Source organism: Streptomyces sp. NBC_00057 (assembly GCF_045041165.1).
Lineage (GTDB): Bacteria > Actinomycetota > Actinomycetes > Streptomycetales > Streptomycetaceae > Streptomyces.
On record NZ_CP108257.1, the window covers coordinates 179,173 to 200,250 of the forward strand.

18 protein-coding genes and 2 pseudogenes are annotated in these 21,078 nt (G+C 68.1%); 13 read left to right on the plus strand and 7 right to left on the minus strand.

Annotated features, from left to right (window positions below):
• The first annotated feature begins 11 nt into the window (after window positions 1-11).
• The 6 genes from OG953_RS44205 (at window position 12) to OG953_RS44230 (ending at window position 6,327) form a co-directional block, all read left to right on the plus strand.
• The gene (locus tag OG953_RS44205; RefSeq protein ID WP_331735977.1) at window positions 12-560 is read left to right on the plus strand and encodes a hypothetical protein; all 549 of its coding nucleotides are present in this window, start codon (window positions 12-14) and stop codon (window positions 558-560) included.
• A 232-nt stretch (window positions 561-792) separates the two neighbouring features.
• The gene (locus OG953_RS44210; protein ID WP_331735979.1) at window positions 793-1,488 is read left to right on the plus strand and encodes a hypothetical protein; all 696 of its coding nucleotides are present in this window, start codon (window positions 793-795) and stop codon (window positions 1,486-1,488) included.
• A 122-nt stretch (window positions 1,489-1,610) separates the two neighbouring features.
• Window positions 1,611-2,612 carry a tyrosine-type recombinase/integrase gene (locus tag OG953_RS44215; protein WP_331736174.1) on the plus strand — a complete coding sequence of 334 codons (1,002 nt, stop codon included), beginning with the start codon at window positions 1,611-1,613 and terminating at the stop codon, window positions 2,610-2,612.
• A complete protein-coding gene (locus tag OG953_RS44220) occupies window positions 2,609-2,935 on the plus strand; it encodes a helix-turn-helix transcriptional regulator (protein ID WP_331735982.1) in 327 nt (108 codons plus the stop codon). The genes OG953_RS44215 and OG953_RS44220 overlap by 4 nt, the downstream gene beginning before the upstream one ends.
• Entirely contained in the window at window positions 2,932-5,220 is a 2,289-nt protein-coding gene (locus OG953_RS44225; RefSeq protein ID WP_331735985.1) for an XRE family transcriptional regulator, read from the plus strand. Before OG953_RS44220 ends, OG953_RS44225 begins: the two co-directional genes overlap by 4 nt.
• 126 nt (window positions 5,221-5,346) lie before the next feature.
• On the plus strand, window positions 5,347-6,327 hold the full coding sequence (locus OG953_RS44230) for a CehA/McbA family metallohydrolase (RefSeq protein WP_331736175.1): 981 nt from the start codon (window positions 5,347-5,349) through the stop codon (window positions 6,325-6,327).
• Window positions 6,328-6,336: 9 nt separating this feature from the next.
• Here the strand turns inward: OG953_RS44230 and OG953_RS44235 are convergent.
• Window positions 6,337-6,564: pseudogene (locus OG953_RS44235) on the minus strand (transposase); the annotation flags it as partial.
• 39 nt (window positions 6,565-6,603) lie between these two features.
• Here OG953_RS44235 and OG953_RS44240 point away from each other — a divergent pair.
• Both OG953_RS44240 and OG953_RS44245 read left to right on the plus strand, forming a co-directional pair.
• Window positions 6,604-7,152: a hypothetical protein gene (locus OG953_RS44240; RefSeq protein ID WP_331735988.1), complete on the plus strand. Its 549-nt coding sequence runs from the start codon at window positions 6,604-6,606 to the stop codon at window positions 7,150-7,152.
• Window positions 7,149-7,499 (plus strand): hypothetical protein, encoded by a 351-nt coding sequence (locus tag OG953_RS44245; protein WP_331735991.1) that lies wholly within the window; start codon window positions 7,149-7,151, stop codon window positions 7,497-7,499. The genes OG953_RS44240 and OG953_RS44245 overlap by 4 nt, the downstream gene beginning before the upstream one ends.
• 131 nt (window positions 7,500-7,630) lie before the next feature.
• On the opposite strand, the pseudogene OG953_RS44250 reads toward OG953_RS44245, so the two are convergent.
• Window positions 7,631-7,987: pseudogene (locus tag OG953_RS44250) on the minus strand (glycosyltransferase family 2 protein); the annotation flags it as partial.
• 132 nt (window positions 7,988-8,119) lie between these two features.
• Between OG953_RS44250 and OG953_RS44255 the strand changes: the two are divergent.
• Window positions 8,120-9,001: a glycosyltransferase gene (locus OG953_RS44255; RefSeq protein WP_331735994.1), complete on the plus strand. Its 882-nt coding sequence runs from the start codon at window positions 8,120-8,122 to the stop codon at window positions 8,999-9,001.
• 120 nt (window positions 9,002-9,121) lie between these two features.
• Here the strand turns inward: OG953_RS44255 and OG953_RS44260 are convergent, their stop codons facing one another.
• From OG953_RS44260 to OG953_RS44275, 4 genes are all read right to left on the minus strand, one after another.
• Entirely contained in the window at window positions 9,122-9,532 is a 411-nt protein-coding gene (locus tag OG953_RS44260; protein ID WP_331735996.1) for a hypothetical protein, read from the minus strand.
• A 401-nt stretch (window positions 9,533-9,933) separates the two neighbouring features.
• A complete protein-coding gene (locus OG953_RS44265) occupies window positions 9,934-10,164 on the minus strand; it encodes an ANTAR domain-containing protein (protein WP_331735999.1) in 231 nt (76 codons plus the stop codon).
• 42 nt (window positions 10,165-10,206) lie between these two features.
• On the minus strand, window positions 10,207-15,558 hold the full coding sequence (locus OG953_RS44270) for a hypothetical protein (protein WP_331736002.1): 5,352 nt from the start codon (window positions 15,556-15,558) through the stop codon (window positions 10,207-10,209).
• Entirely contained in the window at window positions 15,555-16,964 is a 1,410-nt protein-coding gene (locus OG953_RS44275) for a lipase/acyltransferase domain-containing protein (RefSeq protein WP_331736005.1), read from the minus strand. The genes OG953_RS44270 and OG953_RS44275 overlap by 4 nt, the downstream gene beginning before the upstream one ends.
• A 481-nt stretch (window positions 16,965-17,445) precedes the next feature.
• Between OG953_RS44275 and OG953_RS44280 the strand changes: the two genes are divergently transcribed.
• Entirely contained in the window at window positions 17,446-17,994 is a 549-nt protein-coding gene (locus OG953_RS44280) for a hypothetical protein (protein ID WP_331736008.1), read from the plus strand.
• Window positions 17,984-18,391: a hypothetical protein gene (locus OG953_RS44285; protein WP_331736011.1), complete on the plus strand. Its 408-nt coding sequence runs from the start codon at window positions 17,984-17,986 to the stop codon at window positions 18,389-18,391. Before OG953_RS44280 ends, OG953_RS44285 begins: the two co-directional genes overlap by 11 nt.
• Window positions 18,392-18,414: 23 nt before the next feature.
• On the opposite strand, the gene OG953_RS44290 is transcribed toward OG953_RS44285, so the two are convergent.
• The gene (locus OG953_RS44290; RefSeq protein WP_405692658.1) at window positions 18,415-18,855 is read right to left on the minus strand and encodes a hypothetical protein; all 441 of its coding nucleotides are present in this window, start codon (window positions 18,853-18,855) and stop codon (window positions 18,415-18,417) included.
• Between the two features lie 771 nt (window positions 18,856-19,626).
• On the opposite strand from OG953_RS44290, the gene OG953_RS44295 reads away from it, so the two are divergent.
• The gene (locus OG953_RS44295; RefSeq protein WP_331736018.1) at window positions 19,627-19,827 is read left to right on the plus strand and encodes a hypothetical protein; all 201 of its coding nucleotides are present in this window, start codon (window positions 19,627-19,629) and stop codon (window positions 19,825-19,827) included.
• Window positions 19,828-20,290: 463 nt separating this feature from the next.
• Entirely contained in the window at window positions 20,291-20,713 is a 423-nt protein-coding gene (locus tag OG953_RS44300) for a hypothetical protein (protein ID WP_331736023.1), read from the plus strand.
• Window positions 20,714-21,078: the final 365 nt, after the last annotated feature.

The following is a 21,078-nucleotide window of genomic DNA, read 5'->3' on the forward strand; positions in this document are numbered from 1 at the left end:
GAGACCGCTTTATGCCCGAAACCACCACAGCCGAGCGCACCGGTTCGTTACCGGCCCCGGTCATCGCCCTGCACCAACGCCTGCACTCCCTGAACTTTCCCGGCCCATACCGGGCAGGCGACAAGGCCGCCCGTCACGCCGCCGTCCAGGCCGACGCCGTTGCCGCATGGCTGTTCCCCACCACCCTGTACGCGGTTGTGCACGCCGGTCTCTGGCACGGCTACCCACCGGTCCACAACCACGGACTGGAAGCGGCCGCCGTCGCGTTCCTCGGCAGCGCGGACGGGGGCCGCGGCTGGTGGCTGCACTACAGCCTCACCCAGATCGGCCACGACGAAGACGGCGACATGGCCCACCTCGTCACCCTCGTCGCCCCCTGCGAATGCGGCACCTACACCAGCGTCGAACTGCCCGACGAAGACGCACTGATCGTGCTCCTGCACGAACTCGACACCCCGCCCGGCGCCCCGGTCCGCTGCGACTGGCAACTGCGGATCCGCCGCGCCTCGCTCACCGACACCCGGCACACCAGCGTCCTCGACGAAGGCCCCCCGTTCTGACCGCCAGCCCCTCGCACCGCTGCGCGCCGACCCGACCAGCTACATCGCACCCCCGGCCACGCACCAGCTAGCCGCCTGAGCACCGACAGACCGTCGCGCCGGCCGGACCGGCCGCACTTCAGCGGGGCAGCCGCAGCATCGGCAAAGAGCCGGCCGCCCCGCCGCCGTACTCAAGGCCAACCACCTCAAGCTCTACGCCGACCGGCCGCCACATCCCACGAACGGAATCCGCATGGCCGACCACGAAGCGCTCGTCCGCTACGACCAGCTCGCAGCCCGCGTCTACACCGAGCGCCGCATGCCGACCGGGACCCGCGACCTCATCCTCGCCCTCGGCTGGGTCACCCTCCGCGACCCGCGCCGCCACGACCCCGCTTTCGGCATCTGGACACGAACCCGCGAAGTCCTCAACGCCAGCAACGAGCGGATGTGGCAGTTCCTCGCCGAGGACGCCCCCCGGTACGAACACGACTGGCACGCCGACCCCAAGGGCTGCCAGGCCCCCATGGTCCGCGTTGACCGGCTCTGCGGGCGCTCCACCATGTACAGCTTCTCGGAATCCGACCTGAGAACGGGGCGGTTCCGCATGTGGGGCTTCTGCTCCCGGACCCGCTGCCAGGCGTACGGCAGGGGCATCGAGGAGCGGGCGAAGCGGTCCCACGAGCAGGCCCCCGATGCGATCCCGAACAAGGGCGGTCTGTTGCCTCTGTTCTTCGACTGGGTCTGGGAGCCCAAGTACCGCAAGGCCACGTCGCTGATCCCGAACTCCAGCACCTGCATGTGGGAGCCTCCGTCCTACGGCCTCTCCGCCGATGAGTGGCCGACCGTCATGGGCGAGGAGCCCGTTCACGCCTTCCCGAAGCTCCGCCTCATCGCGTCCGGCGGAGCGATCGTCACCCACCCCGGACCGACGCTCGTCACACTCTGATCCCGCCAAGGGCGGTCACGGCAGTGCGCCGCACGGAAGACCCGTACGGCGCACCTCGTACGTGGGCACCGATTCCCAAGTTCGGGAAACCGCGGGGCCCGCCCTTACTGCTGCTGAGCGGGATCGGTCTCGAGTGTTGGCGGCGGAATCGGAGTGATGTCGTACCCCTCGGCGAGCGGCTGGAGGAGTTCACGGGCCAGTACCCGTGGCAGTGGACACCGGCCGAGGGAGAGGCGTTCATCGCTCACCTTCGGAGCGGCAAGAAGCCGATCCAGTTGTCGACGGCTCGCACCTATGAGGTGACGATCGAGCTGTTCCTGGAGTACCTGCTGGATTCCCGCTACGGCTGGATCGACGCCTGCCTGGAGCGGTTCGACGAGGTCCCGCAGCAGGTGTTCCACGAGGGCAACTCGGTCCTGCATACGGTCGAGTACGAGGGCGATCCGCGGCGGCGTCCTCTGACCTATGACGAGGTTCAGGCCCTGTTCGACGCCGCCGACGCCCGGCCGAGAAGGATCAAGGGCCAGGGCCGCAAGGGTGCCCTGACGGCCCTGCGGGACGCCGCGGTCATCAAGACGATCTACGCCTACGGCACGCGCCGGACGGAGTCATCCAAGGTCGATCTGGTCGATCTGCGACGCAGTCGCAAGGCTCCGCAATTCCGCGGCTACGGCAGCATGATGGTCCGCTTCGGCAAAGCATCGAAGGGGGCACCACCCAAGCGCCGCACGGTGCTGATGGTCCCGGAGATGGACTGGGCGGTCGACGTCCTGGACGAGTACGTGACGGAGATCCGGCCGCACTTCTCGCCCGGACGCCACCCCGCCCTCTGGGTGACCGAGCGGGTCGGACGAGTATCACCGCGCTCGATCAACGACGCGTTCGCGACGGCCCGCAAGGATGCCGGCCTCGACGAGGACCTGGACCTCCACTGCCTCCGGCACAGCTACATCACGCATCTGACCGAGTTCGGCTATCCCGCCCGGTTTGTTCAGGAACAGGTCGGCCATTCCCACGCGTCCACCACGGCCGTCTACATGGGGGTCTCGGACGAGTACCGCAACACGCTGCTGGCAGCATCGCTGAAGAACCGACTGGGCGACGACTGGGACGTGATCTCGTGATCAAGAAGATGGGCTATCAGTGGCAGCTCCGGCAGCTGATGGCCGAGCGCCAGATGTTCCAGACCTCCGACCTGGTGCCACTGCTGGCCGAACGCGGCGTCACGCTGTCGCGCGAACAGGTCTACCGGCTGGTGACCCAGCCTCCGCAGCGCATGAGCATGGACACCCTGGTCGCCCTCTGCGACATCCTCCAGTGCACGCCGAACGACCTGATCAAGCCCGAGGTCGTCAACGTCCAGGTCCGCAAGACCGCCGACGGGGACGCCAGCGCGCTGCCGGTCACGCCCCGCCGCACCGTGATCCGTCGCCCAGGAAAGCCGTGAACCAAGAGGAGATACGGCGGCGCGAGCTCGACCAGGCCCGCGCCCGCCTGATCGCCTACCTTCAGCAGGTGGCAGGGCCCGCGCTGACGGCCGAGGAGGCTCAGACGGCCCTGAAGAAGGCCAAGGTATGGACCGCCGGCCCCGCCCGGACCCTGGACAAGTACTTCGCCGAGCATCCGTACGCGCTCACCGAGCCCTCACCGCACTCCCCGATTCCGGTGGTCCGGCTCCTGCAGCACTTCGAAGCCACCGGGCATGGCGAGGCCGTCACCCAGCTGGCCTGCGCCCGCTGCCGCCGCACGGGTCGAAACCTCCTTCGGGACACTCCGGAAGGTCGCTGCTGCGATTGGTGCTTCGCCCGGACAGAACTTCGTCCCTGCGCCCGCTGCGGCCGGGACGGACACATCGTCACCCATCGCGAAGAGGGCCCGATCTGCCGACGCTGCTACGGCAGCGACCCGATGGTCCTCGAGGAATGCGCCGGATGCGGACACCACCGGAAACCAGTCCGTCGCGACAAGGACGGCACCGGTCTGTGTCGGGCATGTGCTCCCAAGCCGGAACACGAGTGCGTCCGCTGCGGGAGGCTGCGGCCGGCGCAGGCCCTCACCGATGACGGCCCGGTTTGCCAGACCTGTTACGAGTCCCCGCCCCGGCTCTGCGACCTCTGCCAGCAGATCAAACCGATCAGCGTCCGCAAGACCGAGGGCCAGCCCGCGATCTGCCGCGACTGCTACCGCGGGCCCGTCGAGACCTGTGTCGTCTGCGGCCGGCGCCGACACGGCTTCCAGCGCCGCGGCGGCGAGTTCTACTGCTCGTCCTGCCGCCCGAGCCGGTCCCTGCCCTGCGCCGACTGCGGAGAGACCAAGCCAGTGGAGGCCAACTGGCCTGTCGGCGCTCTCTGCCACACGTGCTACCAGCGCCGAAGGCGCAACCCGGCTCCGTGCGCTCAGTGCAGCGTCCTGCGCACGCTCGTCGGACGGATGGAGGACGGGAAGAACATCTGCGGTCCGTGCTCGGGCGCCGACATCGACTTTGCCTGCCGCCGCTGCGGCTACCCCGGCGACATCTACGCCGACGGATCCTGCGCGCGCTGTGTTGCCCAGGATCGGGTCTGCGACCTCCTCAGTGGTGAGGACGGCACCGTCCGCCCTCAGCTCCAGCCGCTTGCGGAACAGCTTGGCGCCGCCCAGGAACCCTGGTCCGTCCTCTCCTGGATCCGCCGCAGCGACGCGGCCCGGATGCTGGCAAGCATCGCCGCGCAACATCACGAGGTCACCCACGACCTGCTCGATGATCTGACCCAGGACTCACGGACCATCTACATCCGGGAACTCCTTGTCGCCACCGGCGTCTTGCCCAAGCGGCAGGAGGACTTCGCCCGTCTGCGTATCTGGCTCAAGGACACCCTCGCGGACCTGCCTGCGCACCACGCACGGGTCATACGCCCATTCGCTGAGTGGGGCGTCCTGCGCGTCGCCCGACGTCGGGCAGACAAGGGCCACTACACCGCCAACGCCGCCTCGACCGACCGGATGAACGTCCGGGCCGCGATCAAGTTCATGGGTTGGCTCGACGGCAACTCGATCGCCCTTGCCGATCTCAGCCAGGAGGTCATGGACCTCTGGATGACCAGTAATTCCACCCAGGTCCGCGGAGTCTCGGCGTTCATCCGCTGGGCCGTCGCCCGCCGCCTGACGGGCAAGGTCACGATCCCGCGGAAGAGGTACGGACTGCCCGGCCGATTCCTGCACAGCGAGGAACTCAGCCAACAGCTTCGCCGCTGTCTCAACGATGACAGCCTCCCGCTTGAGGCCCGCATCATCGGCTCTCTGACCAGCCTCTATGCCCTACCCACCACGCGCATCGTCGAGCTCACGACCGACCGCTTCCACCGGGACGGCGACGACGCCTACCTCACGATCGACAAGCACCCCGTCCTCCTGCCGCCCCGACTCGCCGTCCTCATCGAGAAGCAGATCGCCAGCCCTAACTGCCGCACCTCCGTGCTTCAGCAGCCACACGACGGCACACCTGGCTTTCTCTTCCCGGGCCGTCCACCAAGCCGTCCTCGACGCGCCGAAACCGTCCAGGACTACATGAGGAAGCATGGCCTACCAGGCATCCACGCCCGCAACACGGCCATGATGGAAGCGATCACTGATCTGCCGCCCATCGTCGTCAGCGACCTCTTCGGCATGCATCCCAACACCGCCCACGTCTGGGCCCAGTACGCCCAGAACAGCTGGACGGAATACCTCGAAGCTGTCCAGGCGACTAACTGATCGTTTCAGAATGAGAATTTGATCTTGATGTCTCGGCGGGGGCGGCGCCCGGTGGTGTCACGGAACCGGTTGCTCTGCCTGGACGTTTGCTCGACAGGCCTTTGATGGAGGAGAACCTTGTTGAGTTTGAGCTTCCCGCCGGTACGGGCGCTGGGACGCGGGGCGGGCTGGTACCGCGGGGACTGCCATGTCCACTCCGTCCACTCGGACGGAGAACTCGCTCCCGAAGAGTTGGCACTGCGGGCACGGGTTGCTGGGCTCGACTTCATCGCGACGACAGAGCACAACTCTGCCGCGGCACCCGATGTATGGGCGCATCTGGCTGCCGATGACTTCTTGATAGTGCTGGGTGAGGAAGTGACCACGAAGACCGGGCACTGGCTTGCGCTCGGCACCAGCCCCGGTCAGGTCGTCGACTGGAACCACCAGGTCAGGGACGGACTGATCGATCGGTGTCTGGATCAGGTCCATCAAGTGGGAGGCCTGTGCGTGGCCGCACATCCCCACGCACCCTATCCGTCGGGCGACTTCATGTTCCCCTTCCGGGGCTTCGACGTGGTGGAGGTGTGGAACGGGCTGTGGACTTCGGACCGACCCTGGAATGCCGACAACGAGGCCGCCCTGGCCGAGTGGGGACGGAGCCTCGCAGCCGATATCCAGACGGGCTCTTGGCGGCCGGCGATGGGCAACAGCGACACACACCTGGAGGGGCAGATCGGCATCCCGCACACCGTGGTCTTCTGCGAGGAGCTGAGTACCCAGGCGATCCTCGCCGGGCTCCGCTCAGGCCGCAGCTGGATCGCCGAGTCGGCGGAGGTGGAAGTGTCGTTCACCGCCAGCGTTGATGGTCGCATCGCCGGGGTGGGCGAACAGCTCGCAACTCATGGTGGGCGGGTCGAAGTGCAGGCAGCAGTACTTGGTGTGCCGGCGGCGACCGTCAGCTTCCACACCGATAGAGGGAAGGTCCACCGCGTGTCGCTTCCCAGCGACGGAGCAGGTGCGGTGCAGTGGCACACGACGGCGGAGGACTCGGCGTTCGTCCGCATCGAGGTCCGCCATCCCAACGGGCACGTCGCCGCACTCACCAACCCGATCGCCCTGACCTGACTGATCGCCTCAACATGATGTGCGCAGGCGGCGTATGCAAATGAGGCTGCAGGCCAGTTCGAGCAGGCCCAGATGGAGGTCGGCGCGCCGTTCGTAGCGGATGCGCAGTCGTTTGAACTGGTGCAGCCACGCGAAGGCGCGCTCGACCACCCAACGGACCTTGCCCAGTCCAGAGCCGTGGGCGACACCGCGTCGGGCGATCATCGGCTTGATGCCGCGCTTCCACAGCAGGCGGCGGAAGCTGGGGCCCTGCAATATCGGCATCAATCAATCCAAATGTTCGAAGGATATGCGGGGACCAGCGATTCCGGTTTCCGGGCCGAGGTCGAAAGCGAGCAGGACATCGCCCGGGGCGAGGTCTACATGGAAATGATCGACTCCCACCAGCACGCGGGACTGACCGGCCCGTCTGCCGAAGAGGCTGCCCGCCGGCTCACGGACTTCGGCGAGCACGCGCAGTTCCAGGGCCAGGTCGCGCTGGACAGACACCGACTCAAAAGGATCATGAAGCGTCACGACCCGGCGATCTATCCCGGCGAGTACATCACCTGCGTCAACGATCCGGCCAAGGCCCTCTGCGAGAAAGCCCGCCGCGGCAACAGCGAAGGACTTCCCTCGCACGGCGGCTGCCTGCCGTTGGCCTGCCGCAACGTCGCACTGACCGCCGAGAACGTCGCCGCCTGGCAACGCGAGATCGTCCGCATCGACGGGCGCATCGCCTCGCGGCCGACGCTGCCGCCCCGTCTTCGACAGCTCCTTGAGAGTCGACGGGCCGAGATCGTCGAGTTCCTGACGGCGAACGGGCAGGAGGCTGTTCCGGCATGACTCGCAACGTCCCCGACCTGCCCGAGGCCCTGGTCCGCAAGCACCTCCAGGAGGTACTGGACACCTGCCGCGAGACCAACAAGCAGCCCAGTGTCCTCATGCTGGCCCGCCGCCTTGACCTGACCAACACCACCTTCCGCCGCCGATACCCCGACATCGCCCGAGAGATCGCTGATCACCGGGCCGCCCCCGCCGCCCCTCGAAGCGGACCGACCGCACACGACAGACTCGTCGCACGCAACGCAAAGCTCCGCCGCCGCAACCGCGAGCTGACCTCTCAACTTGCCGTCGCCGTCGCCCAGATCCAGTTCCGGCACTCCGCGCGGCCAAGCTCGAGGAGGACCTGAAGGCCCAGACGAATGTCACCCAGCTTGCCGACCGGCGCCCCCGGCGCTGATCGGCTTCGCTCGGGCACAGGACTAAGCATGCAGAGTGGTACGCGGCGGTGCACGAGGGAGTCGTACGCGACTGGGGACGTTCAGATCAGCGGGGGGCGCCCCAGGCGCGTCATCCGCCACACCGTGCGCCACTTCATCGCCTTGCGGGGACCGCACGGATTGCGCAGCCCCTCCACGAAGCCGCCGCACCACGCTTTCAGCCCGCTGAGGGACCGGATGCGGGCCAGGGTGAGCGCGGTCCACACGCCCAGATAGAGCGGGATCAAGGGGAGAGGCAGTCGCCGCCGGGCCAGCCAGACTCGATTTCGAGCGGTGAAGCGGTAGTAGGCAGCATGCCGGGCCGGGGAGGTCTTGGGGTGCTGAAGAACAAGGTCGGGCTCATAAAGGATCTTCCAGCCGTCGTCCAGAGCACGCCATGCGAGGTCGCTCTCTTCATGTTTTCTCGCCTCTGACATGTGTTTACTGCACGTGACCAGGTATTTCTCGTCACAGACATGTATGCGACGTGCGAAGGGGATTTCGTTCGCGGCTAGCATCAGCACCTTCGTCGACTACTGGAGCTTGCTGCTATGTCATTGCCGCGTCTCGGAGTCGTCATCGTCACGATGGGCACTCGCCCGAGCGAGCTGGGGGCTCTTCTCGCCTCGATCGAGAAGCAGGACGTGCCAGCGGCGCGAGTCGTGTTGATCGGCAACGCGACGCCCCTCACTGAGGTGGATGTAGCGGCGAACGTGACCAAGATCCCGCTTGATGGAAACCTAGGTTGCCCGGGCGGCCGCAACGTCGGTCTGGAGATGCTGCGCGAGTCAGGAGAAGCCGACGTCGTCATCGAACTCGACGATGACGGCCTACTCATCACAGCCGATGTGTTCCGTAAGGTCCAGCAGTTGTTCGCGGCAGACCCTCGACTGGGGATCATCGGGTTCCGGGTCGCCGATGAGCACGGACGTACCGAGCGACGCTGGGTGCCCCGGCTGCGCGCTGACGATCCGATGCGCCGCGGTCAGGTCACCGCGTTCCTCGGTGGCGGACATGCCTTCTCGATGCCCATGCTCAGCGCGATCGGTTTGTGGGCTTCAGAGTTCTTTTTTGGTCACGAAGAGTCTGATTTGGCCTGGCGTGCGCTCGATGCAGGCTGGACGATCCTGTACGAACCCGACCTCGTCCTCCAGCACCCGAAAACCTCTCCGGCCCGGCACGCGGGCTACTACCGATTCACGGCTCGGAATCGGGTTTGGCTTGCGCGCCGGAGGCTTCCAGCTCTATTGGTCCCGGTGTATCTCGGCGTGTGGATCCTTCTCACCATGGCGCTTATCCGGACCCTGACCGGCCTGAAGGCCTGGTGGAGCGGATTCCTGGAGGGCGTGCGGAAACCCTGCGGACCGCGCCAGCCGATGAAGTGGAGGACGGTGTGGCGCATGACCCGGCTCGGCCGTCCGCCGATCCTCTGACTGGCCCCTGATTCGGTGCCCAAGTTGCCTTCGCAGAATCGCTAAATGCTTCGAAGAGAGACCCGCAACGGTCCCCTGTCGTACGGTCAGCGCCGGTGATGACCACCGTGCCCCGCAGGTTCACACGGACCCCGAGATCCCAGGCAAGTCTGGTGACGACTTGGTTGATCGGCAGGGCGTCGGCCATGCCGTCCTCGGTGTCCATGTGGAGTCGGCGGCGCAATACGTCGCGGGCCGTGTCCAACAGGGGGTGTCGTGGCCGAACGCGTGGGCGCGGAGGCGGACCAGGGCCTGGGCGGGGGTGATCGCGAGTTGTGCGCTGAACATTTTGGTGGCCTGGTGGACGTCGGCGAAGTGCAGTTCCTGGCCTTCCGCGAGCAGAGCGGTGGGCGTGTCGGGATGAGCTGCCGCGCCGATCAGGAGTGAGGACAGTGAGCCCGCCAGGACGAACGCGTCGGTGAGACGGTCGAGGGGCATCGAGCCGGGGGTGGTGCGGTGGCCGGTGAGGACGCCCGGGACGATGACGCCCATGCGCAGGGGGAACGCGAAATCGCGTGTACGCCCAGGTCCAGGACCGCGGGGAGGAGGCCGGGCCAGCGCTCCGTGGGGACGGTGGGCAAATCGGAGCCGAGGAAGTGTGCCGCGTGCGGCGTCGGTGGTGGGTCCTTGGCCCTGGATGAGCTGAAGATCCTCCAGCGGTGCGGTGCGGGCGCCGCAGGATTGCAGGAGCTCGGGGGCGGGCCGCCGGGGGCGGCGAGGAAGGCCAGGCCGTCCAGGCCCAGGGCGTCGGCGCACTCCGTGAGCGGCAACGGCGGCAGACGGGGGCCGGCTCGGGTCTGTTGGGCACGCAGGTATCGGGCCATCGCGCGTTGCGGCACCGACGTCATGCTCGACCCCGTTGTCTGAAGGCGGTTACACCGCCCGGCGGGGTCTCAGGCACGGGGGCCCAGGAGCGTGGGGTCGGTGGTGCCGTCCAGAACCTGTCGGGCGATGTCGGTGAGCGGGACGCCGTGCTCGCGCGAGTGCGCGCGCAGGAGTCGGAAGGCCTCGTCGACGCCGATGTCGCGGCGGGGTGCGAGGAAGCCGTTGGCCTGTTCCACGACGATTCGGCTGTCCAGGGTGGCCTGGAACGGCGGCGGCGCTTGGACGTGCTTGACGAGCACCAAGTGCGGGCGTCCGGCGGAAGGCCGTTCAACAATTGATGGTCATGGGTCGACGATTTGGGCGAGTTCCGCCGCGCCTTCGAGGTCGGGTCGGCCACGATGCAGTGCGCGAAGGCGGATCGCGTGGGCTCGGCGTTGTAGGTCGTTCGCGTTCTCGGCCGCCTGCGTTGCGCAGGCGCGGGCTTCGTCTGCGGCTCCGGCGGCGAGGGCCAGGACGGCGGTGAGGATGGCGGCGTTCGCGTCTCCGGTTTCCAGGGTGGGAGGGCAGGCTGCCAACACGGACATCATCAAGGGCAGGTCGGCGTGTTCCACGGCGTCCAGGGCGTGACCCGTTGCGGCCGTCGGGTCGGTGATGAGCGTGAGCACGTCGTCGGCCGTCATGTGTCCGCTGAGGTCGAGGATGGCCAGGTACCGGCGGCCGTCGACCATGTCGGATGTGGCGAGCAGCTCTCGGACCTCGGGCGAACGTAGGTCGCTCGCGTGTTCGGCAAGGAAGCGGATCGAGTCCTCCCACGTTGCTGTGACCACCCACGCGTCGACGAGGACTCGACGTGCCTCATCGCTGCGTCCCTCGGCCAGGACGGCATCGACGCCACGTTGCGTGATGGCGTCCATCAGCGCGCCCAAGCGGTCGAAGGCTGGAAGTTCCGGATACAAGAAGCGCGTGGCGTCGATATCCGTGCGGTTGGATGCCGTCTGGAGCCAGACGGAGTGTCGATTCACGAACGCCTCGACCTCTGCCCAATCCTCGATCTCGACCCAGGTTTCCATGACACGGATTTCTTCGTCGTCCGGGACGTGTAGGGCCCAGGCCGGCAGCCGCGCGTCTCGAATCGCGGAGAGGAACACCGTGTCGCGGATGGCACGTCGTGTCACACCCAAGCGATGGCTTGGGCCCCGGTGAGCATCTTCGGCGGCTCGGACCAATTGACTGATTCCTTCACTCGGCCGGTTGGCGTTCATCAGATATCGGGCGTAGTTGGTGCGCAACTCGGCTGCCGCGACCGGAGTTGCCTCTAGATCGTCCAGCGCGCCAAGCCAGGTGGTGTCTGTTGAACCCTCTGTCCGTTGCTTGGAGAGGTTGTTGAGGGACATGGCGAGGTCGGGGAGGAATGCGGCGGGGTTGGCCCGGGTGAGAGTGCGTCGGAGTTGGATGGCTTCGGTGATGGAGGTCAGTGCCGCGTCGTGGTCCCCGGTCTCGGATTGCTGGACCGAGAGGTTGTTGAGGGACATGGCGAGGTGGTGGAGGAAGGCTGCGGGGTTGGTCTGGGCGAGGGCGCGGTAGTGGGCGACGGCTTCGGTGATGGAGGTCAGTGCCGCGTCGCGGTCCCCGGTCTCAAATTGCTGGTTGGAGAGGTTGTTGAGGAATCCGGCGAGGTGGTGGAGGAATGCGGCGGGGTTGGTCTGGGCGAGGGCGCGGTAGTGGGCGACGGCTTCGGTGATGGAGGTCAGTGCCGCGTCGCGGTCCCCGGTCTCAAATTGCTGGTTGGAGAGGTTGTTGAGGAATCCGGCGAGGTGGGGGAGGAACACTGCGGGGTTGGTCTGGGCGAGGGCGCGGTAGTGGGCGACGGCTTCGGTGATGGAGGTCAGTGCCGCGTCGCGGTCCCCGGTCTCGGATTGTTGGTTGGAGAGGTTGTTGAGGGACATGCCGAGGTGGTGGAGGAAGGCTGCGGGGTTGGTCTGGGCGAGGGCGCGGTAGTGGGCGACGGCTTCGGTGATGGAGGTCAGTGCCGCGTCGCGGTCCCCGGTCTCGGATTGTTGGTTGGAGAGGTTGCCGAGGGCTCCGGCGAGGTTGGGGAGGAAGGCTGCGGGGTTGGTCTGGGCGAGGGCGCGGTAGTGGGCGACGGCTTCGGTGATGGAGGTCAGTGCCGCGTCGCGGTCCCCAATGTCGGATTGCCGGATAGAGAGGTTGTTGAGGGATGTGGCGAGGTTGGGGAGGAAGGCTGCGGGGTTGGTCTGGGCGAGGGCGCGGTGGTGGTGGACGGCTTCGGTGATGGAGGTCAGTGCCGCGTCGCGGTCCCCGGTCTCGGACTGCCGGTTGGAGAGGTTGTTGAGGGCTCCGGCGAGGTCGGGGAGGAAGGCTGCGGGGTTGCTCTGGGCGAGGGTGCGTCGGAGTTGGACGGCTTCGGTGATGGAGGTCAGTGCCGCGTCGCGGTCCCCGGTCTCGGATTGCCGGATGGAGAGGTTGTTGAGGGATGTGGCGAGGTTGGGGAGGAAGGCTGCGGGGTTGGTCTGGGCGAGGGCGCGGTAGTGGGCGACGGCTTCGGTGATGGAGGTCAGTGCCGCGTCGCGGTCCCCGGTCTCGGATTGCTGGACCGAGAGGTTGTTGAGGGCTCCGGCGAGGTCGGGGAGGAACACTGCGGGGTTGCTCTGGGCGAGGGCGCGGTAGTGGGCGACGGCTTCGGTGATGGAGGTCAGTGCCGCGTCGCGGTCCCCGGTCTCGGACTGCCGGCCTGAGAGGTTGTTGAGGGCTCCGGCGAGGTCCGGGAGGAACACTGCGGGGTTGCTCTGGGCGAGGGTGCGTCGGAGTTGGACGGCTTCGGTGATGGAGGTCAGTGCCGCGTCGCGGTCCCCGGTCTCGGATTGCTGGACCGAGAGGTTGTTGAGGGCTCCGGCGAGGTTGCGGAGGAACACTGCGGGGTTGGTCTGGGCGAGGGCGCGGTAGTGGGCGACGGCTTCGGTGATGGAGGTCAGTGCCGCGTCGCGGTCCCCGGTCTCGGACTGCCGGTTGGAGAGGTTGTGGAGGGATCCGGCGAGGTTGGGGAGGAAGGCTGCGGGGTTGGTCTGGGCGAGGGCGCGGTGGTGGTGGACGGCTTCGGTGATGGAGGTCAGTGCCGCGTCGCGGTCCCCGGTCTCGGATTGCTGGTTGGAGAGGTTGTTGAGGGCTCCGGCGAGGTCGGGGAGGAACACTGCGGGGTTGGTCTGGGCGAGGGTGCGTCGGAGTTGGACGGCTTCGCTGATGGAGGCTAGTGCTGCGTCGCGGTTCCCAATGTCGGATTGCCGGACCGAGAGGTTGTTGAGGGATGTGGCGAGGTTGGGGAGGAAGGCTGCGGGGTTGGTCTGGGCGAGGGCGCGGTGGTGGTGGACGGCTTCGGTGATGGAGGTCAGTGCCGCGTCGCGGTCCCCGGTCTCGGATTGCTGGTTGGAGAGGTTGTTGAGGGCTCCGGCGAGGTGGTGAAGGAACGCGGCGGGGGCGACCTGGGCGAGGATGACGTAGTGGTCGACGGCCTCGGTGATCGAGTCGAGGGCCGCGCCGTGCTCGCCGATGTCCGCCTGTCGCCGGCTGAAGCGTGTGAGTTGTGCGGCGAGCGTCGCAGGTGGTGTCGCCTGGTCGCTGCGTAAGTCCTGGAGGCGGCGCGCCTCGACCGCGTGCGCGAGGTGGACCAGGCCGGTGTGGGCGTCGGGCAGGGCCTCGGCGAGGTCGTCGAGCCAGGCCGGTCCGGTGGACTGCCGGACCGATGCCTCCAGGACGCCGAGAACGGCACCGCCCTGCGTGGCGGCAACGCGCAGGACTGCGGGCCAGCGATCCGGGTCCGCGTTGATCCAGGCCAGGAGGCGCGACTCGGCGGTGTCGGGGTCTGCGGCTGCCGCGCGGTTGAGGTGGTGCAGGGTCTGGAGCAGCGCGTCGGGTTCGAGGTTGTCGAGGATGCGCGCCAACAGGTCGGGATCGTCGGCGAGGCGGGCGAGAGTGAGATGGTCGGCGATGGGGTCGGGGCGTACCACCAAAGGCTCGCCGGGGCCCGGCCGCAGGCACGCGGTGAGGGTGGTGCGTACGGCCTCCCGCCATCGGCTGTCCACCGACAGTTCGTCGACTGCCGAGAGCGCCGCGTGGGCTTGGGCATCGGTGGTGGGCGCGCGCAGGGTCAAGCTCGCGGCTGCCCTGGCCAACACTGCCGATGGGGCTTTGCCCGTGGTTGTCAAGTCTTCGTAGGTCTGTGCCCAGTAGCGGTGTTCATGGACGAGAACCTCGTCGTACAGCTCACCGCGCGTCGAGGGCAGGGGGCCCTGCCGCCGGGCGGCGAGCAGGCCGAGCAGTACGTAGTCGAGGGTGGACCACTGGTCCGGGACGAGCGCGTCGATCGAAGCTTCCAGGTCTGCCGCGGCTGTGACCCGGTCGGTGGCGTAGGCGCCCAAGGCACTGCGGAACAGCCGTTGCCGAGCGGGGTGTTCGGGCGCTAGGCGTAACCGGAGTTCGTTGCAGAGTTGCCCCCTGTGGGTCCAGGAGGAACGCAACTTGTTCAACCAGTCGCCGTCGACGGAGCGGGCGGTCATCAGGACGGCGGCGGGGGTGCCGCGGCGCAGGCTCAGGACGCGCAGGAGTTCGCGCGTGCGCTCGGAGGCGGCGTCGGCGTAGTCGACGACGATCAGGGTGGGTGTGACGACGGTCCCCAGCCAGTCCAAAGGGTCGTCGTTCTTCAGGTAGCCGGTGTACCAGTCGTGCCTGGTGTGCATGCGGTGGGCGAGTTCGAGGGCCAGGCGGGTTTTGCCGGCGCCGCCGGAGCCGTGGACCACCGCGACGCCGGTGAGTTCGCCGGCGGCGACGGAGTGGCACCAGTCGGTGAGGACGGTGAGTTCGTCGCGGGCCTGGAAGGGCACGACGCCGTAGTCGGCGCGCAGGAGCTGCATGGGAGTGCGGGCGCGTTCGGGGACGGTGTCCAGGGTGATGTACGGCTCCCGCAGCGGGTCCCCGGCCGGGCGGTCGGTGGTGGGGTGGGTGGCGCCCGCGCGCCACAGGTGCTTGATGTCCACTCCGACGCGCCACGTCCAGGCAGCGGCGGTTCCGTCGGATGGGGGCGGGGTGAGATAGCGGGCGGCGGAGCGGGTCGCCTCGTCGAAGTCCGCGTTCAGGCCGCGTGTACTCGTGGTGGCAAGGCCCTTGGCGATCCCGACGGGGTCGACGAGTACGAGCGGTGGCCTGCGGCCGGAGCCCGACTCGCTGGCGAGCCGGTCCCATGCGGGGGGCGGGGTGTGCCACACGCCCGAAGATCCGCCTTCCTCCCCGTCCACGTCGCGGACCCACACGCCGAGGAGGGCGTGCGAGGCCCCGCCGCTCGTGGAGTCGACCAACACGATCACCGGGTGCAGGCCCGCCTTGAGGCAGGCGCCCGCCATGACCAGCGCGAGGTCGAGGCAGGTGCCGCGGCCAGGGGCCCACAGGACCTCGCCGGGTTCACGGATGGCCTGCCGGCCGGCGTCGTCGGTGGGTTCCTCGTGGTCGTAGACGATCCCGTGTGCGGCCAACGCCTCGTAGACGGCCCGGAGTTGGGTGATCCTGCTGTCCACGAGCGCTGCGGGTGGCAGATCGCGGACGAGGCCGGCGACCTCGTCGGGCACGACGTACCGTGCGAGTGCGGCGTCGTCGCCGGTCAGGCTCCACGTCGGCCAGATGCTCACGGAGACACCACCGTGACCAGGTCGGTCGCCGTCAGGTCGCCGGCGCCGGGGACGGCCTCGGCCTCCACGGTGATCTCGTACACCCCTGGGGGTTGTCCGATGAGTTCGCAGACGTACGTTCCCGAGGTCGAGTCCGCCGCGAGGGCCACCTCGACACCCGGTCCGCCGGGCGGGGAGTCGGCGGGGCGCAAGGTCGCCCACACCTCGACTCCGGCCGGGGGCCCGGCGGGGGCGTCCTCGCCGCGAAGGGCGACGTGCACGGGCAGGGGGGTGTGCTCGGCATGGACGTCGTCGATGTCCAGGCCCAGGGTGGTGCGGTGTCGGTCGCCGCGGACGGCGTCCAGTGTGGGCCGTTCCTCGTAGTGGGTGAGGGCGGGGGCGACCCAGGGGGCGGCGGACATGGGGCCGTGTTTCTCGGCGACGCGCATGGCCAGGGTGTTGTGGCCGCTCATTTCCCAGGGCACGGCCGAGCATGCCGGGACGGTGCCGTCGCCGAGTTCGTCCTGGCGGCCGGCCAGGCCCAGCCAGGTCGGTTGTTCGCCCGTCATCCGTAGGCTCTTTCCGTCCCAGTGGGCGACGCCGTCGGTGGCGTGGCTCCATCCCAGCCGCGGCACCATCTCGGTCGTGCGTGGCAGCACGTCCCACGCCTGCTTGATGTCGGCGTGCACCCGCGCGCCGGTCTCGACCCGCGAGCGCAGCCATTCCATCGGCAATTCGCCCGGATACAGCGGGCGTTGGGTCCTGTTGTCCCACACCGCCGGGTATTGGGGAAGGAGTTCCGCGATGGCGGGCCAACGGGTGAGGGCGCCTTCCCGGCCCCCGATGGCGTGCCGCAGGGGGATGCCGTTGACCATCCAGTCGAGTGCCTTGGGTGCGCCGCGGTGGGGGGTGCCCAAGGTGACCAGGGAGCGGCAGACCCGCCAGCCCTCCAGCGGGCCGAGCCAGTAGCGGGCGACGAGCCCGCCCATCGAGTGCGCCACCACCACGACGCGGCCCGCGCGTTCCTTCTCGTCGTAGTCCTTGAGGCGGTCGTGGGCATCGGCGGCCAGGCGGTGTGCGGCTTCGGCGGCGCCCATCCGGAAGTCGTAGGGGAACAACACCACGTCGGCGGCGAGGTTACGGGCGTCGGGATGCCCTCGGTCCACGACGGCACCGGCCCCCACCTGATTGATCAGCCGTTCGTAGCCGTGTACCGGCGTCCAGCCCACCAGTCGCTTCGACGTGATCAGCCCGACCGGCCGCAAACCGATGTCCGGATCGAGCCTGCCCGGACGCAGGAACGACGCGGCGATGTCCCCCAGCCCCGCGTCCCACACCCGCCGGCCCGGCCCCTTCCCCGATGGCGGCTCCTCCAGCACACTCCCGCCGATCCCGGGCACCACGTACACCAATTGCCGACGACCCATCCCCGACCCCCTCGCCTGCCCGCACGACGAGCCGACCGGGTTCCCCCGGGAACACGCCCCGTGTGTCGGGCACATCGTCGGAGCCGAATGTCGTCCCTGTCGGGCCGACCATGCTCCGTGGGATCGAGGTTAGAGCGTCATCGGGACGGCGGCGGGGTCTTTGAGGCACCCGAGGATGACGACTCCGAGGCGCGGCAACGACATATCGGCAAACTCCAGGTGTCGGCGAACACGCCGATGCTAGTCGCGGACACGCCCTTGTTCTGCACGTCGCACACATGCCCACGACATGGAGGAGAGAGTTGACAAGCCTCCTGTTCCCTCTCCTTGGCTATGACCACGCTGCCCTATATATGGGGACACGAGCCACAGCGGTCAGCGGTCAGTTCTCAACAGCGTCCACAATCTGGCCTGGTTCATCGTCCGCCGCCCGCGGGGCCTGGTTGCCGCCGCCATCCAATACGGCCATCTCCGCGTCCAGATGACCCTCGGCTACGCCGGAAGCTACGCCTCGGGCTTCCCCGACGACCTCGCGTTCGAGGACTGGCTGGCCCGACTGGACACCCTCGCCGACGCACACGAGCGCCTACGTGAAGGCGAGCAGGTCAGCGGCCCAGCAGCCGAGACCTACCGGCACCGCGTCCAGGCCGCCACACGCTTCGCCGGCCGAGTCCTGCGTACCAAGCGACACGCCAACGCCATGCTCACCAACCCCGACTTGCAGATCTTCCCCGGCAAGGGCATGACCTGCGTCCTGGACCCCAAGAGGGCAGCCTGCCGCCTCCGCAGCGAGGAGGACGGCACCCGCCGCACCCCCGACCTCGACGACTGCCGTCCGAACTGCGTCAACATCGCGCGGACCGATCGCGACATCGAACACGTCCTCGTCCAGATCGAGCGACTACGGCCGCTCGTCGACGACCCGCTGGCCCCCGCCTTCCGACACGCCCGCGAACAGCACGAACTCGACCGCCTCGAACGCATCGTCACCGCCCACGACCACACCGGAGAACCCCACGATGGCCACTGACCGCGACGCCGAACGCGACGCCATCACCGCAGCGATCCAGCGGCTCCTCGACGGCCGTCCAACCCGGTCCACTGGGGCGCTCACCACGCTGCAACTTGCCGCCGAGGCAGGCGTCAAGCGCTGGGTCCTCACCCACAAGCACGTTGACCTGAAAGAAGAATTCACCCGCCGAAAGTCCGAGGTAAACGGCATCCCGCCCGCATTCCAGCATCTGCACGCCCGCGTAGTAGACGCCGAAGCCATCGCCCGCGCACTGCGGGAGGACAACGGCCGGCTTCGCGAGCGCGTCGCCGTCTATGCCCAGGTCATCCACGAACTACGCACCGAGCTGGACCGGCGCACCGACATCAGAGGTCAGCACAGCCTCGTCCGGACTCTGCCCACCAGCGCCACTTGATGCGCGAGGCTCCCGGGGCGCTGTCAGGGACCCTTTGCACTCTCGCTGGGGTCGGTAGCTGTGATCTGTTCAACGAACCGCCGTACCTGCTCCTCGACGGGCTCCTGCGCAGTCACGGACATGACGTGCCAGCGGTACGTACCGCCTTCGTCGAACTGGCTGGTGACGAAGGGCATGACTACTTCAGCGGACTCCCCCCGCTCTTGCACACGGATGCCGTGCACGAACGGCTGGCAGTCCCACCGCTTGTACCAGCCGGTTGCAGCGATCCGGTGGGCCAGTAGACGGGCCGCCGTGTCTACGGGCTCCTCCCAGCTGTGGTCAGCTACGACCCGAGCCAGTTCGGCGTCGTACTGTGAGGCGTCGAAGCGGACCTCCGGTGGGACAGGGACCCGGATGTCGTTGGTGTTCTCCCAGCTCACCCACTCGACGTGATCGCCACGACGCTGGATGGTGACGAACACTCCTCCACAGCAATCGGTGACGCAGTCGTTGTTCGACAGTTCGACACGGCGAGGCTCGCGAGCGGCCCACAGCGGCCACGTCTCCGATGAACCGAGCCACATCTGGTGATAGCAGCTTGAATCACCGTCCGGATGTATCTCCTCCAGCACGTCATGGTCGTCGATCAAAGGACGTATGCCCGCCCCCTTCATGATCGCCTGAGGATGCGGAAGGACAGGACGGAGAGCAAGGACGCTCACCGGCGCAACGTGTTCCATGCCGCCCATGATCCCCGATCAGGAGCGCAGGATGGGAGCCCCGCCGGTGGGCCTGAGCCTCACCTCTGTCTGAGCGCGGGCGTATGGACCGGTTCGGCACTCAGCGCAGCGAGCCGACAACAGCTCGGAGTAGGCGAGAGAACAGGCGGTCGCCACCGTGCAAGCGGTCTCACGGAACTCCTTGCCCGAGCACTTCGGGAACGCGGCCGCGAGGTCGAAGTCGAGCACCTGCACGTCCATCTGCCGCGCGTGCTCAAGACGCCCGCCGGTACCCGCACCGCCAACCCCGAGCAGGAGACCGCCCGATGATCCGTCGTATCTTCCGCCGCTGCGGTCACGCCCCCGGCGTCCTCACCCCCGAGGATCACAGCCTGCTGCGCACCTGACCAGACATCAAGCGGCCCCCTCCCTCCGGACCTCGGTCTGGCGGAGGGGGCCGTTTTCTGCGTTCTGGGGCGCTCCCTACACGACGTCATCGGTGACGCCCTGGGGCGCCGGATCGCATTCGAGGAGATGACGCCGGACGAGTTCCGAAGCCTGTGGGAGGGTACGGTGCCCAGTTCGGTCGTCGACATGCTGCTCGCCGCGTGGAGCGCGGCGGTCGGACAGCCCGCGTACATCACCACTGCGGTGGCCGACATCCTCGGGACGGCGCCGCGAACGTTTCGCCAGTGGGCCGTCGACCACGCCACCGCGTTCACGGAGGGTTCGTAACCTCGTCGACCGCGACCTGTGCCCCCGGCCGCAGCCCTCAGTCCGCCGTCGCCCCGGCCCTCGCCCCCGGGACGTGCCGGGCGCGTGGGCGCGTGAGGCTCAGGCAGCCCGGGGCATCGTGCGTACCGACGCGCGCCTGCGGTCCAAGTGCGCGACATCGAGTGGCGCCTGCTGGCCCGACTGAATAGTGCAGGGTTAGAACACCGCCTCTTCACCAGTCCGGCCAGCGAGCCCGGTGCCGTCCCGATCACCGCCATGCGGCACCCGGCCGCCCCGGCGGCGGCCGCCACCATTCCCAACCCCGATCACGGGACGGTGCCCGCAACCTGGGCGGCCTGACACCCCGACCGAACACGGCCAAGGCCCGTGCTCCCCGCGAACATCGCAGGGATTGCGGGCTTTTGTGCGTTTCAGGGCTTCACGGCGAGTCGGTGCTTCCAGCCGCGCGAGCGCAGCTTTGCTGGTGGACCCAAGCACTCTGATTCAGTACCGGGACGAGCTCGCCGACCTGATGCGCGAGCGATTCGGCCCGAAGAAGGACCGGCCCGTGCGGTACCTGGCAGCGTTTTCCCTGACCAGCAAAACCGTCGATCTCCTCAGGGAAGGCGACTTCGCTGCCGTCCCGCGAGCAGCGCTCCGAGGAGAGCGTGAGAGCAGGGGACCTGACAGGCCCGTCGGCTGGTCGTCTTCCGACTACTTTGGCCTCGCCCTGCAAACGGACCTCGGTGAACTCGACGCGGTCGAAGGCCGCCGGGAGGCGTGGCACATCATGTGCGCCATGCGCAGCATCCTGACGGGCGACCTGTTCAGCCCGTTCGTCCGCTGCGCCTACGACGCCTGGGAGAACACCGTGGAGGTCGTCCACCGAGTGCCAGCCAGGGTGTAGCTCTTCAGGCGGGACGGGGCCCAGCCGCACTCCGCCTCCACCCATTGCGAGCACCCGGTGAAGCCCTCCGGCCGGCCCCGCGAGCCGCAGTCCGCTACAGCACGCCTGGTCAAAGTTCGGCGAGATCGGTCAAGGTCCGCCCGGTTCTGGAAGCGGCTCCGGGGAAGCGGACCGGTCGAAAGACCGAAACCGCGCCCCGGGCCGACTTCACCAGCCGGATGAGGGCGAACTGGTTAAATCGCATACTCAGCCTGAAATGCGACGCACAGAAAGGCGGCATAGGCGGCCGATCTCCAAGTCGCCGGTATGGCGCGACTTTGGAGCCCCTGGCGGGCCGTCAGAGCGCCGCACAGCCGCGCGTCAGT